This window comes from Escherichia sp. WS3063, from assembly GCF_046486595.1.
In the GTDB taxonomy this organism is placed as follows: Bacteria; Pseudomonadota; Gammaproteobacteria; order Enterobacterales; family Enterobacteriaceae; genus Escherichia; species Escherichia coli.
In genome coordinates, this window is record NZ_JBJQKY010000002.1 from 271,514 (window position 1) to 293,341 (window position 21,828).

A 21,828-nucleotide genomic window follows, 5' to 3' on the forward strand; every position below is an offset into this window, starting at 1 on the left:
TTCATGACAGAAAGAGATTGCTAAAACATTCTTATCCAGCAATGTAATGCGGAACGAAACGTGAGGTGTCTTTGGTGATCAGCGTGTTATCTTCACGGATCCCCATTCCGCACGCTTCATCATCGACAATCCAGCTACCGATGAGTGTGTAGCTATCGCCAAATCGCGGCAGAGGTTGAAACGCCTGGTAGATCATCGGTTCATCGGCGTAATCACCATCAGCGTGGTCAACGACGTTATTCTGACCGTCGAAAATGGTGACGTTGCCGCCTTCGCGCGAGTAGATCGGTTTACGCACATAGCTTTCGCCAGCGGCAATCTGCGATTTTTCACCCTCAAACCAGGATGCAAGAAGGTTAGGATGACCAGGGAAGAAGCGCCAAAGCAGCGGCATTAGCCCTTTATTACTCAAGATACTTTTCCATAACGGCTCCACCCATTGCTCGCGACGCTTGCGCAGCAGCGGACCGTTATCGTCACGCATCATCCACTCCAGCGGATACAGCTTAAATGCACGCTGGATGACATTATCATCAAGATCGGTCAGTACGCCGCCGACGCCCAAACCGAGATCTTCAATGTAGATAAACCGCGACTCCTGCCCTGCCTGCTGGGCGCAGTCCTGCAAGTACAGCACGGTACTCCTGTCTTCATCGGTGTCCTGACAGCAGCAAAAATAAAACGGTTCCCGACTGTAAAGCTCACTAAAGCGCGAAATCAGGCGTTCCTGAATGGCATTGTACTGATCGGCATCACGCGGAACAATGCCGCTGCGCCGGGCATCTTCCAGCCACAGCCACTGGAAATAAGCCGACTCGTACAATGAAGTTGGCGTATCGGCGTTGTACTCCAGCAGCTTCACCGGCGCATTACCACACCAGGCAAAATCCATCCGGCCATACAACGAAGGATCGCGTGCGCGCCAGCTTTCGGCGATCACATCCCAGTACAACGGCGGGATCGCCAGTTGCGTCAGGATCTCTTCATCTTTAACCGCGCGATCCACCACCTCAAGGCACATCTGATGCAGTTCCGCAGTCGGTTTTTCGATCTGCTCTTCAATCTGGCGCAGAGTAAAACGGTAAGCCCGACTCTCGTCCCAATAGATTTCATTGTCGATGATATGAAAGTCAAATCCGTTATCGGCGGCAATCCGGTCCAGATCCCGCCGCACAGGAACATTGTGTCTCAGCATGATTAGCCTCCCCAATGCCCACGGGCGCTGGAAGAACGACCATAGCCGCCGCGAGAAACGGTTGACGCTTTTTTGGTGGTAAAGCCGCCCGAAGAGTAAGACTCTTTTTTGCCAGAACCGGAGCGCCAGGAGTAATCACCGGAAGTGTTGCGCCAGACGGGGCGGGAAGCAAATGAGGATCCGCCGCTGTTATAGACGAACGGCTCATCGCGATCTTTACGAATAACCCGGCTTAACAAAAATCCAGAAACGACCGGGATCCAACTCTGTTCAACATTGTCGTAGTAACAATTTTCATACTTAGACTGACAATTCTGCTGAGTCATATTCTTCGGAACATCGGCATAAAACGCCGCTTTGGCGTTGTTCCAGCCATGAGCACAGATATCTGAATTATTACCGTCATCAATACAATCCTGCACAGTCGAGTAAAACGTTCCGTCGCCGTCGTTATCGACATCGCCACTATCGCCACAACCTTTCAATACGAAAAAAGCGGCACCGCCCATTAGCGCCAACGTTAAGTATTTTTGTGCGTAGCGATTGCGACGCGGTTCAAAAGGATTATTCGGTCTGCCAATGCGACTGATCGCTCCGTGACCAATTTTACTGTTATTTCTTGATTTGCGTTTTCTGGCCATGATCGTCCATTACCATGTCATACAAGCTGCGTTAAAAATACCACCAGCCAGTGCGGCGGTTCCCATAAACATTCCTGCTGCGGTATTGTGATTAATAATTTTTTCGCTTAATGCGGGCATATAAAGTCTGACGCCAGCAAAAACGAGTAACTGAATCACCAGTGCAATCCCGCCCCAGGCGAAATAATCCGGAATACTCACCGCATTGATTGCCGCACTGGATAAGGGGATCACGTAACCCAACAATGTACCGCTGAATGCCAGTGACGCCGCGGTATTATTGTTTTTGATTAATTGCCATTCGTTGTGCGGTGTAATTTTGGAGTAGATAAACAGAAAAATAATCACCATAGCCACGCCAATAAAAAAATAGGCGCTAAAGGCAAGAAGTGAATCCAGTATATGCATCGTAAACGTCCTTGTAATTAACCAATAATATGAAGTGATGTCAGCGGGATATCGACACCCAGCGCGCGCGAAAATAACCACTCTGGCTCGCCGAGATCGTTAAAAGATTCCTCACCATTTAGCAGCAAATATTCGTAAGTATCTTCGGTTACTTGCCGTTGGTAGCCCATGGTAAAATTATGCACTTCCCATTTGGCATGGTTTTGATTTTCTACTTTTTCCAGCATGTAGACGGGTTCGATATTTCCCGGTTCTTCGCTGTTAAAAAATCGCTGCCAGCGTTTTTCCTGCCAGTTTAAGGTCATTGCCCCCATCGCTTTGGCATTGATCGTCTCGCGCCAGTGACTCTCTTTACTGATACCGTAGCTCTCTTCATAGACAAAGAGCTTGATATCATCAATGTCATCAATATTTTCGCCGCCGGTGGTATTGATTTGCAGAAACTCATCGCCTGAAGTGTAGTAGCGGAAAATCTGGCTACCGCCGCCCAGATCGATGCGGCTGACGGCGGCTACCGTAAATTCCTCACCCGGCAGCGCAATCAGCAATTCATCTTCCAGCAAACGAAACGCTAACGTGTCGAGCGTAAAGCCACTATTGAGATGAAGTCCCAGCGGACCACGAGCGATAGCAGGCTTATTATCCTTGCCAAACAGACGCTGGAAAAAACCAGACATATTTTATCCTTATAATAGTTGCCAGCCTTGCAGTGAGGCTGGCAAAAAATTACTCGCCCTGTTGGCGTTGCAGTCTTGCTAATACATCCTGGGCGCTACTTTTATTGCTACCGCCAATTCCGGCTTCCGCCAGCTTTTCATCGAGATCGCGACCGTCTGCGACTTTTTCCAACTGTGCGGCAGCATCCAGGCGAGCCTGACGTTCGGCCTGACGCGTTTGCAGGCGTTTTAAGGATTCTGCCGCTGTCGAAACGCTGGAAGATGCGCCAACGGTAGAGGTCGTTACAGCCTGTTGTGCACGCTGCATGGCTTCAGTGGCTTTAACGACTTCCATTTGCTGCTCAAACTGAGCGATACGCTGCGCTGTCGCTGTAACTGCTTTTTCCACGCCATCACGAGAGACTTCCAGATTCGACAACACTTGCTCTTCAGCGGTAATGAGATTCTCAAGGCGCGCGATTTCTTCAGCAACTTCGTTAATCAACGACGGATTCACGTTCTTGCTTAACGCTTCCAGCGCACGAGCTTCCAGACTGGCTTTGCGCTCACGTAAATCTTTCAGCTTATCGTGACTTAATTTCACTCGCGCCAGCAGATCAACGCGAGATTTTCCGGCTTTATCGAGTTCAGCTTTAGCGTCACGAATATGCTGTTCCAGCATGCGCACGCCCTGGGTTTCTTCAATGGACTCTTCCGCCTGGGAGATAAACGATTTCCCCAGCGTAAATAAACTTTTTAAAATCCCCATAAATACCCGTCCTTGTAATTAGTGTGAATATTCTTCTGTAATTTCAGCCAGATCCAATGCGTTATCTACCAGCGAGGTTATCTCAAGCAGAATATCTTCAAGAGAAGATTTAAGCGATAACGCACCGAAAACAATGTAATACTCTTCCTGTTGCACGCTGGAGATCCCTACCGATGACAACGGCATCATCTTCTGATTTCTTAATAAGAAGGTATTAAATTCATCTGGATTGCTGATACTACTTACCGGACAAATAAAGGTTTCGATAATCATTTGGCGGGAAGTAAATAGAATATTGATTTGCAAATCGCCATAATCATTCATTTTAATAATTAATGCGTTCTCGCTATTTGTTACATCAATATTTTGTTCAGGTACAGTTTGCAGCGCCGTCGCCAGCGCCAACGGATTCCATGTCATATATTATTCCATATAAATTAAGTTTAAATATTAATAAAATGAATATTTGCAGTACGTAATTATCTTACCAGCTATAGACAAAAAAAAACCATCCAAATCTGGATGGCTTTTCATAATTCCGAGAAATTAGCTACGCTGGCGTACCGCTTCAAATAAGCAAATGCCTGTCGCCACAGAAACGTTCAGCGAAGAAACACTTCCTGCCATGGGGATGCTGATCAACTCATCGCAATGTTCACGGGTCAGGCGACGCATGCCTTCACCTTCTGCGCCCATCACCAGTGCCAGCCGTCCGGTCATTTTGCTCTGATAGAGTGTATGATCCGCCTCGCCTGCCGTACCGACGATCCAGATATTCTCTTCCTGCAACATACGCATGGTGCGCGCCAGATTAGTCACCCGAATCAGCGGAACGCTTTCTGCCGCACCACAGGCCACTTTTTTCGCCGTGGCGTTGAGCTGTGCGGAGCGATCTTTCGGCACAATCACCGCATGAACACCAGCGGCGTCCGCGCTACGCAGGCACGCGCCGAGGTTGTGCGGATCGGTTACGCCGTCGAGGATCAGCAGGAACGGTTGATCGAGCGAAGCGATCAGATCCGGCAGATCGTTTTCCTGATACTGCCGTCCTGGCTTCACACGAGCGATAATGCCCTGATGCACGGCACCGTCGCTTTTCTCGTCGAGATATTGGCGGTTTGCCAGCTGGATAACCACGCCCTGGGACTCAAGGGCGTGAATCAGCGGCAACAGACGTTTATCTTCACGGCCTTTTAAAATAAAGACTTCCTGAAAACGTTCAGGGGCGCGCTCCAGCAGGGCCTGCACTGCGTGGATGCCGTAAATCATTTCGCTCATTAATGTACTCGTTGTTTACGTTTTGCCGGGAGCGCCACGCTTGCCCGGCCTACGGATAATTCACCCTCTTCTGTTTGAAGAGGGTAATGATCACTCTGCCACTTTTTTCTTCGCCGCACGCTTCGCTTTGGTCGCTGCGGCTATTTTCTGCGTTTTCGCCGATGGCTTTTTCGCTTTTCTCGCGTCTTTCTTCGCCGCTTTCGGCTTCAGTTTTTTCTCGCCGCGGAAGGCGCTGTCTGGCTCAAAGTTTACCTTTTTACCGACCTGACGACGCTTGCCGCCTTTTTTGCCTGCATCGCCTTTTTTCGCTTTCTCGCGCGCCGTTTTACCGACGTTGCGCGGTGCGCGTTCGCTGGAGATCAGGCTAAAGTCGATTTTACGCTCGTCCATATTAACCGCTTCGACGCGAACTTCCACGCGATCGCCCAGGCGATAAGTCTGGCCGCTGGATTCACCCATCAGGCGTTGCCCTACCTGGTCAAAGCGATAGTAGTCATTGTCCAGCGAAGAGACATGGACCAGACCATCAATGAACAAGTCGTCCAGACGGACGAAGAAGCCAAAGCCAGTGACGCTGGAAATTACGCCTTTAAAGACGTTACCTACCTGGTCGAGCATGAAGTCACACTTCAGCCAGTCAGCTACATCGCGTGTTGCTTCGTCGGCACGACGTTCCGCCATCGAACAGTGCTGACCCAGTTGCAGCATCTCTTCCATCGAATAATGGTAGCCGCCGGTTTCAGTGGTGTTGCCCTGATGCCCCTGCTCTTTCGCCAGCAGATATTTAATGGCGCGGTGCAGCGTCAGGTCAGGATAACGACGAATCGGCGAAGTAAAGTGCGCATAGGACTGCAATGCCAGACCGAAGTGACCACGGTTTTCCGGATCGTAAATCGCCTGTTTCATCGAGCGCAGCAGCATGGTTTGCAGCATTTCTGCGTCAGGACGATCGGCAACCGACTCCAGCAACTCCGCGTAATCACGCGGTTCCGGCTTGTTACCGCCCGGCAGTTCCAGCCCCAGCTCCGCCAGCACTGAACGGAAAGAGGTAATCGCTTCGGTGCTCGGCTTATCGTGAATACGGAATAGTGCTGGTTCTTTGGCTTTCTCAACGAAACGCGCCGCCGAGATATTCGCCAGAATCATGCATTCTTCAATTAACTTGTGGGCGTCGTTACGCTGAGTCTGTTCGATACGTTCAATACGGCGTTCAGCGTTGAAAATGAACTTCGCTTCTTCGCTCTCAAATGAGATCCCACCGCGTTCTTCACGGGCTTTATCCAGCACTTTATAGAGGTTATGCAACTCTTCGAGATGCTTAACCAGCGGGGCGTACTGCTCGCGCAGATCCTGATCGCCCTGCAGAATATGCCAGACTTTGGTGTAGGTCAGACGTGCGTGAGAGCTCATTACCGCTTCATAGAATTTGTAGCCAGTCAGGCGGCCTTTCGACGAAACCGTCATCTCGCACACCATACACAGGCGGTCTACCTGCGGGTTGAGCGAGCACAGGCCGTTAGAGAGCACTTCCGGCAGCATCGGGATAACCTGCGAAGGGAAGTACACCGACGTACCACGGTTACGCGCTTCTCTGTCCAGCGGTGTTGGCGGACGCACATAGTAGCTGACGTCGGCAATCGCGACCCATAAACGCCAGCCGCCGCCGCGTTTTTTCTCACAGTAAACTGCATCGTCAAAGTCACGGGCGTCTTCGCCATCAATGGTGACCAGCGGTAAATCGCGCAAATCGACACGGCCCGCTTTTGCTTCTTCCGGCACTTCTTCTTTCAGCCCGGCAACTTGTTGCTCAACAGCCTGCGGCCAGATATACGGAATTTCATGGGTACGCAGAGCGATATCAACCGCCATGCCGGTGCCCATATTGTCGCCAAGTACTTCGACGATTTTACCCACCGCTTTGGTACGGCGAGTCGGGCGTTGGGTCAGTTCAACCACCACCACAAAGCCCATCCGCGCGCCCATGATCTGATCGGGCGGGATTAAGATATCGAAGCTCAAACGACTGTCGTCAGGAACCACAAAGCCGACGCCCGCTTCGGTAAAGTAGCGACCAACAATCTGGCTGGTTTTTGGCACCAGTACGCGGACAATACGCGCTTCACGACGACCTTTACGGTCAGCGCCCAGCGGCTGCGCCAGCACCTGATCGCCATGAATGCAGGTTTTCATCTGCTCGCTGGAGAGATACAAATCATCTTTACGCCCTTCAACCCGCAGAAAGCCGTAGCCATCACGGTGGCCAATAACGGTACCTTTCACCAGGTCGAGGCGTTCCGGCAGCGCATAGCACTGACGACGAGTGAAGACCAGTTGACCATCGCGCTCCATCGCGCGCAGGCGGCGACGCAGGCCTTCAAGCTGCTCTTCGCCTTCAATGTGCAGTTCTACCGCCAGCTCATCACGGCTGGCCGGTTTTTCACGTTTGGTTAAATGTTCGAGGATAAATTCCCGACTAGGGATGGGATTCGCGTATTTTTCAGCTTCGCGTTCCTGGAAAGGATCTTGTGACATCTCGGTTCCTCCGTTGTCATCTCTGATGAAGATTTTCGTCACTCCACCAGCAATAATTTATAAAGCGGTTGATTCTCTTCAACCAAATCGGCAAGCGTGTAGTTATCCAGTTCCGTAAGAAAACTTTGCACGGCCTTAGAAAGCGCCTGTTTCAACCGACAGGCAGGTGTAATGTGGCAAAACTCACTGCTGCAATTCACCAGCGATAAGGGCTCCAGCTCGCGCACCACATCACCAATACGTATCGCACTCGCCGGTTTACCCAGACGAATGCCGCCATTTTTTCCACGAACAGCAGTCACGTAGCCGGCACGACTAAGTTGATTGATTATTTTGACCATATGATTACGGGAGACGCCGTAGACGTCAGTCACTTCAGAAATACTGGTCATCCGCCCTTCAGGCAATGACGCCATGTAGATCAGCGCACGTAATCCGTAATCAGTGAAACTCGTTAACTGCACATCAACCTCAAAAGGGAAATCGGGAAAAAATACATTTATATTGATGATAAACCAGCCACAAGCTGTGTCGCTAATTTATTTCAGTTCGGGGAAGGAAAAAAGCGAGGATTTAACACTGTGTCGGAAAGCGTAATGGCTTAACCGACACAGCAATGTATCACACTGTTAGCCCGGCAGGCAAAATATCTGCCAGGCGTACCAGAATTACGCGTCGAACGGGTCGCGCAGAATCATGGTTTCAGTACGATCCGGACCGGTAGAGATGATATCGATCGGCACACCGGTCAGCTCTTCAATACGCTTGATGTAGTTCAGTGCCGCCTGCGGCAGGCCACTACGATCTTTCACGCCGAAGGTGGATTCAGACCAGCCCGGCATGGTTTCGTAAATCGGCTCTACACCTTTCCAGTCGTCAGCTGCCAGCGGAGTGGTAGTCACTTCACGACCATCCGGCATACGGTAAGCCACGCAGAGTTTAACCTCTTTCAGGCCATCCAGAACGTCCAGTTTAGTCAGGCAGAAGCCAGACAGGGAGTTCAGCTGTACCGCACGACGAACGGCAACGGTGTCCAGCCAGCCGGTACGGCGACGACGACCTGTAGTTGCGCCAAATTCGTTACCCTGCTTGCAGAGGAACTCGCCAGTTTCATCAAACAGTTCGGTCGGGAACGGACCTGCCCCCACACGAGTGGAGTAAGCTTTGAGGATACCCAGAACGTAATCAACATAACGCGGGCCCAGGCCGGAACCGGTCGCCACGCCACCAGCAGTGGTGTTGGAAGAAGTTACGTACGGATATGTACCGTGGTCGATATCCAGCAGCGTACCCTGCGCACCTTCAAACATGACGAAATCGCCACGCTGACGCGCCTGGTCGAGCAGGTCAGAAACGTCAACCACCATAGAAGTCAGGATGTCGGCAACAGCCATCGTATCATCCAGAACTTTCTGGTAATCAACCGCTTCAGCTTTGTAGTAGTTAACCAACTGGAAGTTGTGATATTCCATCACTTCTTTCAGTTTTTCAGCGAAGGTTTCTTTGTCGAAAAGGTCGCCAACACGCAGACCGCGACGTGCCACTTTATCTTCATAAGCAGGCCCGATACCACGACCGGTAGTGCCGATCGCTTTCGCGCCACGCGCTTTCTCACGCGCGTTATCCAGCGCAACGTGATAATCAAGGATCAGCGGACATGCTTCAGACAGCAGCAGACGCTCACGAACGGGGATGCCACGGTCTTCCAGTTCTTTCATCTCTTTCATCAGCGCGGCCGGAGACAGCACAACACCGTTACCGATGATGCTGGTTACATTCTCGCGGAGAATACCTGATGGAATAAGATGGAGAACGGTTTTTTCACCGTTGATTACGAGAGTATGGCCTGCGTTGTGACCGCCCTGGTAGCGTACAACATATTTAGCCCGTTCAGTCAGAAGATCGACGATCTTACCTTTACCTTCGTCACCCCATTGGGTGCCCAGTACGACGACGTTGTTACCCATTTTTCAAAATCACCGTTTGCTTAAAAATGGATTCTACCATCGCTTTTTCAGAGTTACAGCACTTTTTGCACTCAAAAATGACCTCGATCAGTCTGTTTTTTGTTCAGCCAATCGTTTTCCTCAACATGTAGTAGACCACAACGCCCGCAACCACAAGTCCACCGCCAAAACGACGTAAAATATTATCGGGCAAATTGGTCATCGCAGAGATCATCTTCTTCCATGCCTTCGGGTAAAGCATCGGCCCTAAACCTTCCAGCACCAAAACCAGGGCAAGCGCCAGCCAGATTGTCGAATTCATTGATTATCCTTATAGAAAAAGAAAACCACCGACATCCCTGAGGATGCGGTGGCTTTATTGACCTGTACCGCAGTCGTTATATTAACGCGTTGCGGAAGTCGGCGTCTTCATGTAGCGGAAGAAATCGCTATCCGGGCTCATGACCATCACGTCCTGATTGCCAGAGAAGCTGTTCTCATAAGCACGCAGGCTACGGATGAATGCGTAGAAGTCTGGATCTTTACTGAATGCATCAGCAAACAGTTTGGCTGCTTCGGCATCGCCTTCACCACGCATGATGCGGCCCTGACGCTCAGCTTCTGCCAGCGTTCTGGTCACTTCATAGTCGGCAGTTGCACGCAGTTTTTCCGCTTCTTCCTGACCTTGTGAACGGTGACGACGCGCTACCGCTTCACGCTCGGCGCGCATACGGTTGTAGATCGCTTCAGACACTTCGGTCGGCAGGTTGATCTGCTTAATTCGCACATCGACAACTTCAATACCCAGCGCCGCCATACTGTTCGGGTTGATGACCGGAACTTTGCCCTTCGTCTCAGCCGTTACGCGCTCTGCCGCTTCGGCAATGGCGTTATCTGCCGCCGGGGTAGTAACTTCATCTTCTGTACCCGCAGAACCGGAGTTCAGCGCGTCACGTACTTCGAGGGTCAGACGACCACGGGAATCGGTGACGATGTCTTTCACGTCCAGGCGACCAATTTCAGAACGCAGACGGTCAGAGAACTTACGTTTCAACAGCACTTCCGCTTGCGAAATGTCGCCACCGCCCGTTGCCAGGTAGTAACGGCTGAAATCGCTGATGCGCCATTTGATGTAAGAGTCGACGATCAGGTCTTTCTTCTCTTTGGTCACAAAGCGGTCGGCCTGGTTGTCCATGGTCTGAATACGTGCGTCGAGCATTTTCACCGTTTCAATGAACGGTATCTTGAAATGCAGACCCGGCTCATAAACCAGAGGTTTGTTGTCATCGTCACGCAGTACCTTACCAAAACGCAGCGTAATACCGCGCTCACCTTCTTTGACGACAAAGACAGACATGTAAAGCACTACCAGCACGATGATGATAATCGCGATAACTGACTTACGCATCGTTATTCCCCCTGACGCTGGTAGTCGTTACGCTGCGCGTTGGCGCGGCGTTGGTCCATAATATCGCCCTGACTGGTGGACGACGTGTTGCTTGCTCCACTGGTTGTGGAGGAAGAGGCTGGCGGCAGACGCAGCAGATTGCTGGCACCGTTATCGCTCTTCGCTGCAGGGGCGTTACCACCTTTCAGCATCTGGTCTAACGGCAGAACCATCAGGTTGCCACCTTTGTCGTTAACCAGCACTTTGCGGGTGTTACCCAACACTTTTTCCATCGTCTCGATATACAGACGCTCGCGAGTAATTTCCGGCGCAGCTTTATATTCCGGCAGAAGTTTAGCAAAGCGCGCCACTTCACCCTGAGCTTCCAGGATGGTCTGGGCCTTGTACGCACGCGCCTCTTCGAGGATACGTTGCGCCTGACCGTTCGCACGCGGCTGAACTTCGTTGGTATACGCTTCTGCTTCACGAATGTATTGCTGTTCGTTTTCACGCGCGGCAATCGCATCGTCAAACGCCGCTTTTACTTCTTCCGGCGGACGAGCTGCCTGGAAGTTGACGTCCAGCAGAGTGATACCCATATCATACGGACGAATCGTCTCTTCCAGTTCGCGCTGGGTATCGCTACGAATCACGGTACGACCTTCCGTCAGAATGCGGTCCATGGTGTATTTACCGATAACCCCGCGCAGGGCGCTGTCGGTAGCCTGACGCAGACTGTCATCCGGGCTGGTCACGCTATACAGATATTTTTCCGGATCGGTGACGCGGTACTGCACGTTCATCTCAACGCGCACTACGTTCTCGTCCGACGTCAGCATCACACCAGAAGCTGCCAGTTCACGCACGGCTTCCACGTTCACCGGTTTGACTTCGTCGATAAACGTCGGTTTCCAGTTCAGACCCGGCTCAACCAGATGGCTGAATTTACCAAAGCGTGTTACCACGCCACGTTCGGCTTCTTTAATGGTATAGAAACCACTGGCCGCCCAGATAATGACAATCGCTGCCGCTGCGATGGTAACGACACGACCGCCAAGCTGCGGGCGTGGGCCTTGCGATGAACTGCCACCGCCAGATCCGGTGCCTTTACCGCCGCCCAGACCACCGAGCTTTTTGCTCAGCTTGCGGAAGATATCATCTAAATCAGGTGGCCCTTGATCGCGACCGCCTTTGTTTCCATTTCCCTCAGAGTTGCCGCCAGGTTTGCTGCTTCCCCACGGGTCGCGGTCTTGTCCGTTATTACCGGGCTGATTCCACGCCATGTTTGTGCTCCATATTTGTTATGCGGTGATCCCTGTTGTCTTTCGACGCCAGAGGATATGACTCCACGCTTCAGACGCTACGCCGTTAGATCAAGTAATCGATCAACGCCGGTTCTTGTTTGCAGAGGCGACGCCAGTCAACGATCGGCATACGAACTTGCAGACTTACGCTGCCGTCCTCCTCCATCCACTCTTTTTCTATTGCCTGAAGCTGATAAAAACGACTTCTCAGACGCCCTTCCTGCGGTGGCAGACGCAATGTATGCTGCGCCACCTCGCCGGAAAGCCGCTCCGTCAAAGCCTGAAAAAGCTGTGGTATCCCCGCTCCGGTCTGTGCGGAAAGCCAGACACGGATCGGTTTGTTCTCTTCGTCCCGATCAATACGCGGTTCGAAATCTTCCAGCATATCGATCTTGTTCATCACCAGCAGGGTTGGGATCTCGTGAGCGTCGATCTCTTCAAGAACCGTATTCACCGCTTCGATGTTTTCTTGTACACGCACATCCGCCGCGTCAATGACGTGCAGCAGTAATGTGGCTTGCCGCGTCTCTTGTAACGTGGCTTTAAATGCCGCCACCAGATCGTGCGGCAGGTGGCGAATAAACCCTACGGTATCTGCAAGTACGGTTTCACCGACATCCGCGACGTCAATACGCCGCAACGTCGGGTCGAGGGTGGCAAACAACTGGTCTGCCGCGTAGACCCGCGCTTCGGTGATGCGATTGAAAAGGGTAGATTTACCGGCGTTGGTATATCCCACCAGCGAAACAGTAGGAACGTCGGCTTTGATACGCGATTGCCGCCCCTGCTCACGCTGCTTTTCAACTCTTTCCAGGCGCGACTGTATCTGCACGATGCGATTACGCAACAAACGACGGTCGGTTTCGAGCTGGGTTTCACCCGGACCACGCAAACCTATCCCGCCTTTCTGTCTTTCAAGGTGGGTCCAGCCACGCACCAGGCGCGTAGCCAGATGGCGCAACTGCGCCAGCTCAACCTGCAACTTACCCTCATGGGTACGCGCACGTTGGGCGAAAATATCTAAAATAAGGCCGGTGCGGTCGATAACACGACACTCGCACAAACGCTCCAGGTTACGCTCTTGCGCCGGGCTCAGGGCATGGTCAAAAAGAACGACCGAAGCACCCGTCGCTTTGACAGCTTCCGCAATTTCAACTGCTTTACCTTCACCTACAAAATACTTTGGGTGCGGCGCTTTACGGCTACCGGTAATCACCTGCAATGCTTCGACACCGGCGGAAGAGACCAGAGATTCAAACTCCTGGAGGTCTTCCATATCTTTGTCTTGCGTAAAATAGATGTGTACCAGTACCGCCTGCTCACCAGCATCATAACGGTCAAACAAGCGTATAACCCTCTAAATAGATCAGCGGGGAACGCAGGATCGCTGGCTCCCCGTGTAAAAAAAACAGCCCGAAACCTTATTCGGTTTCTTCGCTGTCCTGTTGCGCGGAAGTATTCTGCGCGCTGCTACCATGATGGTAGTTACTGCTGGTACCGCCACCGGTGTTGTTACTGTGATGAGAAACCGGGCGAGACGGGACAACAGTAGAAATCGCGTGCTTGTAAACCATCTGGCTGACCGTGTTTTTCAACAGGATCACGAACTGATCAAAAGACTCGATTTGCCCTTGCAGCTTAATACCATTCACCAAATAAATAGAAACTGGAACACGTTCCCGACGCAGTGCGTTCAGGAACGGATCTTGTAAAGATTGCCCCTTAGCCATTCTCTCTTTTCCTTATATGCTTATTTGTACTTTGAACCTTTCGATTCTGAAAAAATTGCGCACGATACGTCTCAATTGTACACATTCAGCCTGCGATAGCACCAACAACCTGTAATACTTCGTCACGCGCTTGTTCTGGTTTTTCACTGTCAAGCCAGTGAACCCCTTCCCAACCACGCAGCCAGGTTATCTGCCGCTTCGCCAACTGTCTCGTGGCGCAAACACCTCGATAAACCATTTCATCGTATGAGATTTCGCCTTCAAGGTAAGACCACATCTGGCGATAACCCACGCAACGAATGGAAGGCAAGTCCGTATGCAAATCTCCTCGGGCAAAAAGCGCCCGGACTTCTGCTTCAAAACCTGAAGCCAACATCTGATGAAAACGCTGCTCAATTCGTTGATGGAGCAGTTCACGACTCGCCGGGGCGATGGCGAACTGATGCACCTGATACGGTAGAGCGTCTCCTGACGTTTGCGTCAGTTCCGTTAAAGTTTTACCCGAAATGAAAAAAACTTCCAGTGCCCGGGAAAGCCTTTGTGGATCATTTGGATGAATCCTTGCTGCCGCAACCGGATCGATCTCCTGAAGTTGACGATGCAATGACTCCCAACCTTGCTCTGCCGCCTGTTGCTCAATTCTGGCCCGCACTTCCGGGTCTGCCGACGGTAGCGGCGACAACCCTTCCAGCAATGCCTTGAAATACAACATCGTACCGCCCACTAACAGTGGGATCCGCCCCGCTGCGGTGATATCGGCCATTTCCGCCAGCGCATCGCGGCGAAAATCAGCAGCCGAGTAAGCCTGCGACGGATCGCGAATATCCAGCAATCGGTGCGGCGCGGCGAGTAACTCTTCAGCGTTCGGCTTCGCCGTCCCGATATCCATCCCTTTGTAAATAAGGGCAGAATCAACGCTTATCAACTCTACTGGTAAAATTTTACGCAGCTCAATGGCTAACGCCGTTTTACCGGAGGCCGTCGGCCCCATCAAAAAAATCGCCTTAGGCAGGCTCGCCTTACTGATATCACTCATCTTTCAGGGCTTTTATCGCCGGATGTAAATCAACAGATTGTAACAGACCACCCGGCGGCGTTTTCACAAGTTGCGGACATAACCGTTCCACGTCCGCCAGCAGGGTTATGGCCTGTGCCATTGACCACTGCGCATGTTCGCTCATCAGATTTCGTGCAATCCACTGCGCAATATTGCCAGGTTCGAATACGGACTGCTTCGCCAGGTAGCCTATCAGTTCAGGAATCAAGATTTGTAAATTTTGTTGGCGTAAGGGTAAAGGCACGGCCCTGATGGTCACATGCTGTGCATCGGACTGGAAATCAATACCCAATTCCGCCAGGGCAGACTGCGCTTTTTCTAATGCCGATTTTTCTTCGCCAGAAACTTTTAGCCGCAGCGGAATCAGCAACGGCTGGGCGCAAACTGGCGCTTCACCCGGCGTCAGTTGCGCCTGACGCAGCCAACGTTCTGCCACTGGCAAGGCTAAAAGTGAAATGTTGCCGTCGCGCTCCAGCAACGCACAGTCGGAATGGACGATAGTCAGTACCCGACCAAAACTCTGACTGTTCGCCGCAAGTGCAGGTTCCTGCGGTTCTGGCGCTTTTGGTTTTTGCATCGGCGCGGGCGTTTGCAAAAGCTGGCGATACACTTCACCTTGCTGTTTCTGGTAGCCTGGCTGCGCATTCGGCCAGGGGGCAGCCGGACGACTGCCTGAGGAGGGCGCAGGAGTGTAACGCGGAGCTACTGGCTCACGAACTGCCGGTTCAGCAAAATGATTGCGCCCCGCCGCCACGCGGTTTTCCGGAATAGCACGCGGTGCAGGTTGGGGTTCATCGTCCAGCGGTAGCGGTGTTTCCAGTTGCTGCTGTAACACGCTCAGCACGCCCTGATAGATAAAGTCATGCACCAGACGCGACTGATGAAAACGCACTTCGTGTTTGGCGGGGTGCACGTTGACGTCCACCTGATGTGGGTCGATCTCCAGATACAGCACAAATGCCGGTTGCTGATCGGCCCCCAGTTTGTCTTCGCAGGCCTGGCGGATCGCGTGATTGATCAGGCGATCGCGCATCATGCGACCATTCACGTAGCAATACTGAATTTCCGCCAGTGCGGGCGTAGTGTGATTTGGATCGGCCACCCAGCCGCGCAGCATGAGATCGCCGTGTTGCCATTCAATCGCCAGCGCTTGTTCGAGAAAAGCGGTGCCGCAAATCGCGCCTAAGCGCCGTTCTTTTTGCCCGCCTTCCGGCACTGCGCGGTACTGACGCACAATTTTACCGTTATGCGACAGGTTGATCGTGACGTCGAAACGCGCCAGCGCAATGCGGCGAATAATTTCATCGATATGGTTAAATTCGGTTTTCTCGGTGCGCAGGAATTTGCGCCGCGCCGGGGTGTTGTAGAACAGATCCAGCACCTCCAGCGTCGTTCCCACCGGATGCGCCGCCGGTTTAACCGTCACGTCCATATCGCGCCCTTCGGCATAGGCCTGCCAGGCTTCCTGTTGTTCTGCGGTGCGTGAAGTGAGCGTCAGGCGGGAAACCGAACTGATACTCGCCAGCGCCTCACCGCGAAAGCCCAGGCTGATAATGGCTTCGAGATCGTCCAGAGAGGCGATTTTACTGGTGGCATGACGAGCCAGCGCCAGCGCCAGCTCATCTTTTTTGATACCGCAGCCGTTATCACGAATGCGGATAAGTTTCGCCCCACCGCGTTCGATATCAATATCGATACGCGTCGCACCTGCATCGAGGCTGTTTTCCACCAGTTCTTTGACTACCGACGCAGGTCGCTCGACCACCTCACCTGCGGCAATCTGGTTCGCCAGTTGTGGCGGTAAGACCTGAATTGGCATCAATCGTCCTTAGTTTGGCAGCGTGCGATCTGGCGTCGTCACCGTACTGGCCGTTTGTGCCGTTGCACCCTGCGGCGCAGATTGCATCGGATGCGCAAGGAAATAATTGCGCAGACCTTTATAAATGGCTTCTGCCAGCTGTTGTTGGTAATCGTCGCTCGCCAGCAAACGTTCTTCGCTGTTGTTGCTGATAAAACCGGTTTCGACCAGTACTGATGGGATATCCGGCGAACGCAGAACGCCAAGGCTGGCGTGTTCTGGTCGACGTTTATGAATTTCGCCAATGCGTTGCAACTGACTGATCATACTGGTCGCTACATCATACCCTACCCGCTGGGAATGACCGAACTGTAAATCCAGCACCGCCTGGCTTAAATAGGGGTCAGACTGACTGTTCGCCAGCACATCGCCCGCTCCGCCCAGTAGCTCCGACTGTTTCTCATGCTGTTCCAGCCAGCTTGCCATCTCGCTGTTTGCACGACGGTTAGAGAGCACCCATACGGAAGCGCCAGTCGCACTGCGGTTCGGTGCGGCATCAGCGTGAATCGACACGAGGAAATTGGCGTTTTGCTTACGTGCCACATCGCTGCGCCCCATCACCGAGATAAAGTAATCCCCGTCACGGGTTAAAACGCCTTTAAACATCGGATCGTCATTGAGCAAAGTACGCAATTTACGCGCGATGGCGATGGTGACATTTTTCTCCCGCGTACCACCGGGGCCGATAGCGCCAGGGTCCTGACCGCCGTGTCCGGCATCAATAGCGATGATAATTTTATCGCCTGTGTTAGCCGTCGCGCGCGTTGCCGGACGCGTTACCGTATTACTGCTGATAACCCCCGTAGTGCGGTTACTTTCGGTTTTAAACGGATTGCGCGCCGGTTCGCTGGCGCGCGGTGCGACAACCGCAGGCGTTTCAACGCGTTTCGCAACCACTGGCGGAGGCGGTGGCGGCGCATCGGCGTTAATCGTAAAGACAACAGTGTAATTGCTGCCATTCTGCCGCTTCACCGCTTCGGTTTTACCGTTTTCGGTGAGATCGACCACCAGCCGTAGCGTTTGTGCATCTTTAGGCGTTCCGGAGCGAATCGCCTTCACCAGATTATTGCCGCTAAACAACAACGGCAGCCCCTGAATTACCCCCGTTTGTTTGATATCGAGCGCCACGGTGCGTTTGCTTTGATGGCTAAACGCATAATCAGGATCGCCAATAAAACTCAACGTTATCCGCGCCTGTTGGTTGCCGTTAGAAACCTGAATATCAGAGAGCGTCGCGGCACCCACCTGCGCGCACAGCAGCAGCAACGTCGCTACCAACCAATTTCTGATGCGATACATCATCCCGCCACCTTTCAAAGGTTAACCGGCTAAACGCGCCAGCAACAATTCACCCGCAGAGGAAACCGCACTCACGCGCGCCTCACGGCCTTGTGCCTGATAATCAATGTGTATTTCGACATCCGGGTCAGGAAGAACACCTGTACCTTGTTGTGGCCACTCCACCAGGCAGATGGCATCGTTGGCAAAATAATCGCGGATCCCCATAAACTCCAGCTCCTCGGGATCGGCAAGGCGGTACAAATCAAAGTGATAAACCATTAAATTGTCGAGCGTATAGGGTTCGACCAGCGTATAAGTGGGGCTTTTGACATTACCCTGATGACCCAGAGCCTGTAAAAAGCCCCGGCTAAAGGTGGTTTTACCTGCGCCTAAATCGCCATACAGATAGATTACGGTTGCGCCATCGCAGGCTTTCGCTACCCGCTCGCCCAGGTCTAATGTTGCCTGCTCATCAGGGAGCGGAATTACTCGATTCATCATGGTTTTTATCAGTCACTTCCGGGTTAACAATACGCTGTAGCGTGGAAAAGAGATCGGTTGCCAGCATCCCGCGCGTTCCAAAACGCGCCGCCAGTACGTCAGCTGCCGCACCGTGCGCGACACAGCCTGCACAGGCGGCATCATACGGCGACAGTTTTTGCCCAAGCAATGCGCCAATAATACCAGAGAGCACATCGCCCATGCCGCCGCTCGCCATGCCTGCATTTCCGGCATCAATAATGCTTAAAGCGTCAGGATGGGCGGCGACCACGGTTCCGGCACCTTTCAGCACCGCTACGCCGCCATAACGTTGTACCAGACGTTTGGCGCAATGTAAGCGGTCACTTTCAATTTCTGCTACGGAACAGCCTAACAACCGTGCGGCCTCGCCAGGATGCGGCGTGATCACGCGATTGTGACGCTTATCGGGATTGATTGCCAGCAGGTTCAATGCATCGGCATCCCACAACATCGGTTTGCGAAAATTCTCAACTTTTTGCAGGGCTTTTTTCCCCCACTCTTGCTGGCCCAGACCGGGACCAATCACCACCACATCGGCCCATTCCAGGCTTTCGGTAAGAGAGTCCATAGTCAGTTCATGCACCATCAATTCTGGTCGTGCAGTCAGCAGCGGCGCAATGTTCTCACTGCGGGTCAGTACTCGGACTAAACCAGCACCAGCACGCAGCGCCGCTTCCCCCGTCATACGAATAGCCCCCGCCGTGCCGTGATCGCCACCGATAATCACCAGCCGCCCGTGATCGCCTTTATGCGAAGTCGGGCGACGCGGTTTCAGCCAGTGAGAAAGTTGTTCTGCCGAAAACCGCTGAATTTTCGTCTCCTGACCTGCCAGCCAGCTATCCAGCCCCAGTGAGTCAAAATGCAGTTGTCCTGTAACATCCCGCGCTTTTCCAGTGAGCAAGCCTGGTTTCAGCGCAATAAAAGTGATGGTGTGATCGGCGTTAATCACCGCGCCTGGCGTAGCGCCAGTTTCAGCCAGCAGGCCGGAAGGGATATCAACCGCCACAATCGGCGCAGGATGGGAATTAGCGTGGTCGATTAACTGGCTAATGGATTCACGAGGCGCTTGCTGCAAGCCGGTGCCGAGCAGCGCATCAACAATCAGATCTACCGATTCGGGCCAGACAATATTCGAAGCATGGATCTCGCCTCCCGCGTTTAACCATGCTTCGCGTGCCAGCGCGGCCTCTTCCGGCAACGGTTTGTCACTTTCCTGGGCCAGCAGCGTGACATCAATACCGACCGCTTTGGCCAGTCGCGCGACCACGTAGCCATCGCCGCCGTTATTACCATGACCGCACAGCACCAGCCAGTGGCGGGCGTCAGGATAAGCCGAACGACACACCTGGAATGCGGCTTCGCCAGCGCGAAGCATCAGCTCATAGAGTGTGAGCCCCAGCGCATCTGCCGCCTCGCGTTCTCCGCGGCGGATATCGTCGGCGTACCAGACGGTGTGTGGTATACTTATGGGGTTTTTCTTCATTGTATGGTCCGTCATGTCAGAGCCCCTCGATCTCAATCAGTTAGCGCAAAAAATTAAACAGTGGGGGCTGGAACTGGGCTTTCAGCAGGTAGGTATTACCGATACCGATCTCAGCGCGTCCGAGCCCAAACTGCAAGCATGGCTGGACAAACAATACCACGGCGAAATGGACTGGATGGCGCGTCACGGTATGCTGCGTGCTCGTCCTCACGAATTATTGCCCGGTACGCTGCGCGTGATCAGCGTGCGGATGAATTACCTTCCTGCTAACGCCGCATTTGCCAGCACGCTGAAAAATCCCAAACTCGGCTATGTTAGCCGTTATGCGCTGGGCCGTGACTATCACAAGCTTCTGCGCAACCGACTCAAAAAGCTGGGCGAGATGATTCAGCAACATTGTGTTTCGCTGAATTTTAGACCGTTTGTCGATTCTGCGCCTATTCTCGAGCGCCCGTTAGCTGAAAAAGCAGGTCTTGGCTGGACAGGTAAGCACTCACTTATCCTCAATCGCGAGGCCGGTTCGTTCTTTTTTTTAGGCGAATTGCTGGTCGATATTCCGCTGCCCGTGGATCAACCAGTCGAGGAAGGATGCGGTAAATGCGTGGCCTGTATGACGATTTGCCCGACCGGTGCCATCGTCGAGCCATATACCGTCGATGCTCGCCGCTGTATCTCTTATCTCACCATCGAACTGGAAGGGGCGATCCCGGAAGAGTTGCGACCGTTAATGGGAAACCGTATTTACGGTTGCGATGACTGCCAGCTTATCTGCCCGTGGAATCGCTATTCGCAACTCACTACAGAAGACGATTTCAGCCCGCGTAAGCCGCTACACGCACCGGAACTCATTGAGTTATTCGCCTGGAGTGAAGAGAAGTTTTTAAAAGTCACGGAAGGTTCGGCGATTCGCCGTATAGGTCACCTGCGTTGGCTGCGTAATATTGCCGTAGCCTTAGGCAATGCGCCCTGGGATGAAACGATTCTGGCGGCGCTGGAAAGTCGTAAAGGTGAGCACCCACTTCTTGATGAGCACATAGCGTGGGCGATTGCGCAGCAAATCGAGAGGCGAAATGCGTGCGTGGTCGAAGTGCAATTACCGAAAAAACAGCGTCTGGTTCGGGTGATTGAAAAAGGGTTACCGCGTGACGCCTGATTCATCCACAGCTTGTGAATAAAAATAAAAACGCATTGCAATTCAAGCCGGAAAAAATCGTCAAGTGATCGATACGACAAAACGAAATCTTAATTTTTAACTTATCTATCAATAGGTTAAAAAAATACTATTCACCGTGCGAAGTTTCTTTGAAATTAAGATTACGGCCTGAGGCTGTGGATAACTCTGTTTACAAGAGTTTGTCAGAGACAACAAAAACCAGCAATACCGCATCGCGTCGCTGTGGATATTTTATTGAGAGAAGAATTTGGAGCGGGAAACGAGACTCGAACTCGCGACCCCGACCTTGGCAAGGTCGTGCTCTACCAACTGAGCTATTCCCGCTTGGGTGGTCTGTGCTTTACAGCACTTTCAAATTTTGGAGCGGGAAACGAGACTCGAACTCGCGACCCCGACCTTGGCAAGGTCGTGCTCTACCAACTGAGCTATTCCCGCTTGGGTGGTCTGTGCTTTGCAGCACTTTTCAAATTTTGGAGCGGGAAACGAGACTCGAACTCGCGACCCCGACCTTGGCAAGGTCGTGCTCTACCAACTGAGCTATTCCCGCGTACTACTTAATTTTGCTTTCGTAATTTTCGCATTTCTGCGTCGTTACGGGAGGCGCATT

Annotated in this window: 22 protein-coding genes and 3 tRNA genes; 1 reads left to right on the top strand and 24 read right to left on the bottom strand. The window is 52.5% G+C overall.

All coding sequences use genetic code 11. The features are described from left to right. Positions 1-31: 31 nt before the first annotated feature. The 20 genes from ACJHYW_RS03245 to nnr all read right to left on the bottom strand — a co-directional run bounded on the left by ACJHYW_RS03245 (position 32) and on the right by nnr (position 20,062). Positions 32-1,195: a glutathionylspermidine synthase family protein gene (locus tag ACJHYW_RS03245; protein WP_000944010.1), complete on the bottom strand. Its 1,164-nt coding sequence runs from the start codon at positions 1,193-1,195 to the stop codon at positions 32-34. A 2-nt stretch (positions 1,196-1,197) separates the two neighbouring features. After that, entirely contained in the window at positions 1,198-1,836 is a 639-nt protein-coding gene (locus ACJHYW_RS03250; RefSeq protein WP_000101674.1) for a DUF1190 domain-containing protein, read from the bottom strand. A gap of 9 nt (positions 1,837-1,845) precedes the next feature. Further along, entirely contained in the window at positions 1,846-2,244 is a 399-nt protein-coding gene (locus ACJHYW_RS03255) for a DUF350 domain-containing protein (protein ID WP_000547760.1), read from the bottom strand. Between the two features lie 17 nt (positions 2,245-2,261). After that, positions 2,262-2,921: a YjfK family protein gene (locus ACJHYW_RS03260; protein WP_000012571.1), complete on the bottom strand. Its 660-nt coding sequence runs from the start codon at positions 2,919-2,921 to the stop codon at positions 2,262-2,264. 49 nt (positions 2,922-2,970) lie between these two features. Further along, entirely contained in the window at positions 2,971-3,669 is a 699-nt protein-coding gene (locus ACJHYW_RS03265) for a PspA/IM30 family protein (RefSeq protein ID WP_000511955.1), read from the bottom strand. Positions 3,670-3,687: 18 nt separating this feature from the next. Beyond that, positions 3,688-4,089 carry a YjfI family protein gene (locus tag ACJHYW_RS03270; protein WP_000220128.1) on the bottom strand — a complete coding sequence of 134 codons (402 nt, stop codon included), beginning with the start codon at positions 4,087-4,089 and terminating at the stop codon, positions 3,688-3,690. Positions 4,090-4,215: 126 nt separating this feature from the next. Next, positions 4,216-4,947 (bottom strand): 23S rRNA (guanosine(2251)-2'-O)-methyltransferase RlmB, encoded by a 732-nt coding sequence (rlmB, locus tag ACJHYW_RS03275; protein ID WP_001293282.1) that lies wholly within the window; start codon positions 4,945-4,947, stop codon positions 4,216-4,218. A gap of 90 nt (positions 4,948-5,037) precedes the next feature. Beyond that, positions 5,038-7,479, bottom strand: coding sequence for a ribonuclease R (rnr, locus tag ACJHYW_RS03280; protein ID WP_410233341.1), 2,442 nt, complete (start codon positions 7,477-7,479; stop codon positions 5,038-5,040). A 38-nt stretch (positions 7,480-7,517) separates the two neighbouring features. Further along, entirely contained in the window at positions 7,518-7,943 is a 426-nt protein-coding gene (nsrR, locus tag ACJHYW_RS03285) for a nitric oxide-sensing transcriptional repressor NsrR (protein WP_001177639.1), read from the bottom strand. A gap of 204 nt (positions 7,944-8,147) precedes the next feature. Beyond that, positions 8,148-9,446, bottom strand: coding sequence for an adenylosuccinate synthase (gene purA / locus ACJHYW_RS03290; protein ID WP_000527955.1), 1,299 nt, complete (start codon positions 9,444-9,446; stop codon positions 8,148-8,150). A gap of 103 nt (positions 9,447-9,549) precedes the next feature. Further along, entirely contained in the window at positions 9,550-9,747 is a 198-nt protein-coding gene (locus tag ACJHYW_RS03295; protein WP_001089295.1) for a DUF2065 domain-containing protein, read from the bottom strand. An 81-nt stretch (positions 9,748-9,828) separates the two neighbouring features. Beyond that, positions 9,829-10,833: a protease modulator HflC gene (hflC, locus tag ACJHYW_RS03300; RefSeq protein WP_001232412.1), complete on the bottom strand. Its 1,005-nt coding sequence runs from the start codon at positions 10,831-10,833 to the stop codon at positions 9,829-9,831. A 2-nt stretch (positions 10,834-10,835) separates the two neighbouring features. After that, on the bottom strand, positions 10,836-12,095 hold the full coding sequence (hflK, locus tag ACJHYW_RS03305; protein ID WP_000312479.1) for an FtsH protease activity modulator HflK: 1,260 nt from the start codon (positions 12,093-12,095) through the stop codon (positions 10,836-10,838). Positions 12,096-12,180: 85 nt separating this feature from the next. Further along, positions 12,181-13,461, bottom strand: a complete 1,281-nt coding sequence (gene hflX / locus ACJHYW_RS03310) for a ribosome rescue GTPase HflX (protein WP_000460360.1) — start codon at positions 13,459-13,461, stop codon at positions 12,181-12,183. A 76-nt stretch (positions 13,462-13,537) separates the two neighbouring features. Further along, positions 13,538-13,846, bottom strand: a complete 309-nt coding sequence (hfq, locus tag ACJHYW_RS03315; RefSeq protein WP_001051889.1) for an RNA chaperone Hfq — start codon at positions 13,844-13,846, stop codon at positions 13,538-13,540. Positions 13,847-13,931: 85 nt separating this feature from the next. Beyond that, positions 13,932-14,882: a tRNA (adenosine(37)-N6)-dimethylallyltransferase MiaA gene (gene miaA, locus ACJHYW_RS03320; protein WP_001280339.1), complete on the bottom strand. Its 951-nt coding sequence runs from the start codon at positions 14,880-14,882 to the stop codon at positions 13,932-13,934. Continuing rightward, positions 14,875-16,722, bottom strand: coding sequence for a DNA mismatch repair endonuclease MutL (mutL, locus tag ACJHYW_RS03325; RefSeq protein WP_001122466.1), 1,848 nt, complete (start codon positions 16,720-16,722; stop codon positions 14,875-14,877). The genes miaA and mutL overlap by 8 nt, the downstream gene beginning before the upstream one ends. Positions 16,723-16,731: 9 nt before the next feature. Then, positions 16,732-18,063: an N-acetylmuramoyl-L-alanine amidase AmiB gene (gene amiB / locus ACJHYW_RS03330; RefSeq protein WP_000990300.1), complete on the bottom strand. Its 1,332-nt coding sequence runs from the start codon at positions 18,061-18,063 to the stop codon at positions 16,732-16,734. A gap of 18 nt (positions 18,064-18,081) precedes the next feature. Continuing rightward, positions 18,082-18,543, bottom strand: a complete 462-nt coding sequence (gene tsaE, locus ACJHYW_RS03335) for a tRNA (adenosine(37)-N6)-threonylcarbamoyltransferase complex ATPase subunit type 1 TsaE (protein WP_000981977.1) — start codon at positions 18,541-18,543, stop codon at positions 18,082-18,084. Continuing rightward, complete coding sequence (nnr, locus tag ACJHYW_RS03340; RefSeq protein ID WP_072275282.1) at positions 18,515-20,062, bottom strand: bifunctional ADP-dependent NAD(P)H-hydrate dehydratase/NAD(P)H-hydrate epimerase; 1,548 nt, start codon at positions 20,060-20,062, stop codon at positions 18,515-18,517. The genes tsaE and nnr overlap by 29 nt, the downstream gene beginning before the upstream one ends. On the opposite strand from nnr, the gene queG reads away from it, so the two are divergent. Beyond that, on the top strand, positions 20,061-21,200 hold the full coding sequence (gene queG, locus ACJHYW_RS03345; protein ID WP_001294197.1) for a tRNA epoxyqueuosine(34) reductase QueG: 1,140 nt from the start codon (positions 20,061-20,063) through the stop codon (positions 21,198-21,200). The two genes, nnr and queG, sit on opposite strands and share 2 nt — an antisense overlap. Here the strand turns inward: queG and ACJHYW_RS03350 are convergent. The 4 genes from ACJHYW_RS03350 to ACJHYW_RS03365 all read right to left on the bottom strand — a co-directional run bounded on the left by ACJHYW_RS03350 (position 21,183) and on the right by ACJHYW_RS03365 (position 21,768). After that, a complete protein-coding gene (locus ACJHYW_RS03350; protein ID WP_010723271.1) occupies positions 21,183-21,236 on the bottom strand; it encodes a hypothetical protein in 54 nt (17 codons plus the stop codon). The two genes, queG and ACJHYW_RS03350, sit on opposite strands and share 18 nt — an antisense overlap. Positions 21,237-21,469: 233 nt before the next feature. Next, positions 21,470-21,545 (bottom strand) — tRNA-Gly (locus tag ACJHYW_RS03355). A 35-nt stretch (positions 21,546-21,580) separates the two neighbouring features. Next, positions 21,581-21,656: transfer RNA gene (locus ACJHYW_RS03360), tRNA-Gly, on the bottom strand. Between the two features lie 36 nt (positions 21,657-21,692). Then, positions 21,693-21,768 (bottom strand) — tRNA-Gly (locus ACJHYW_RS03365). Positions 21,769-21,828 lie beyond the last annotated feature (60 nt).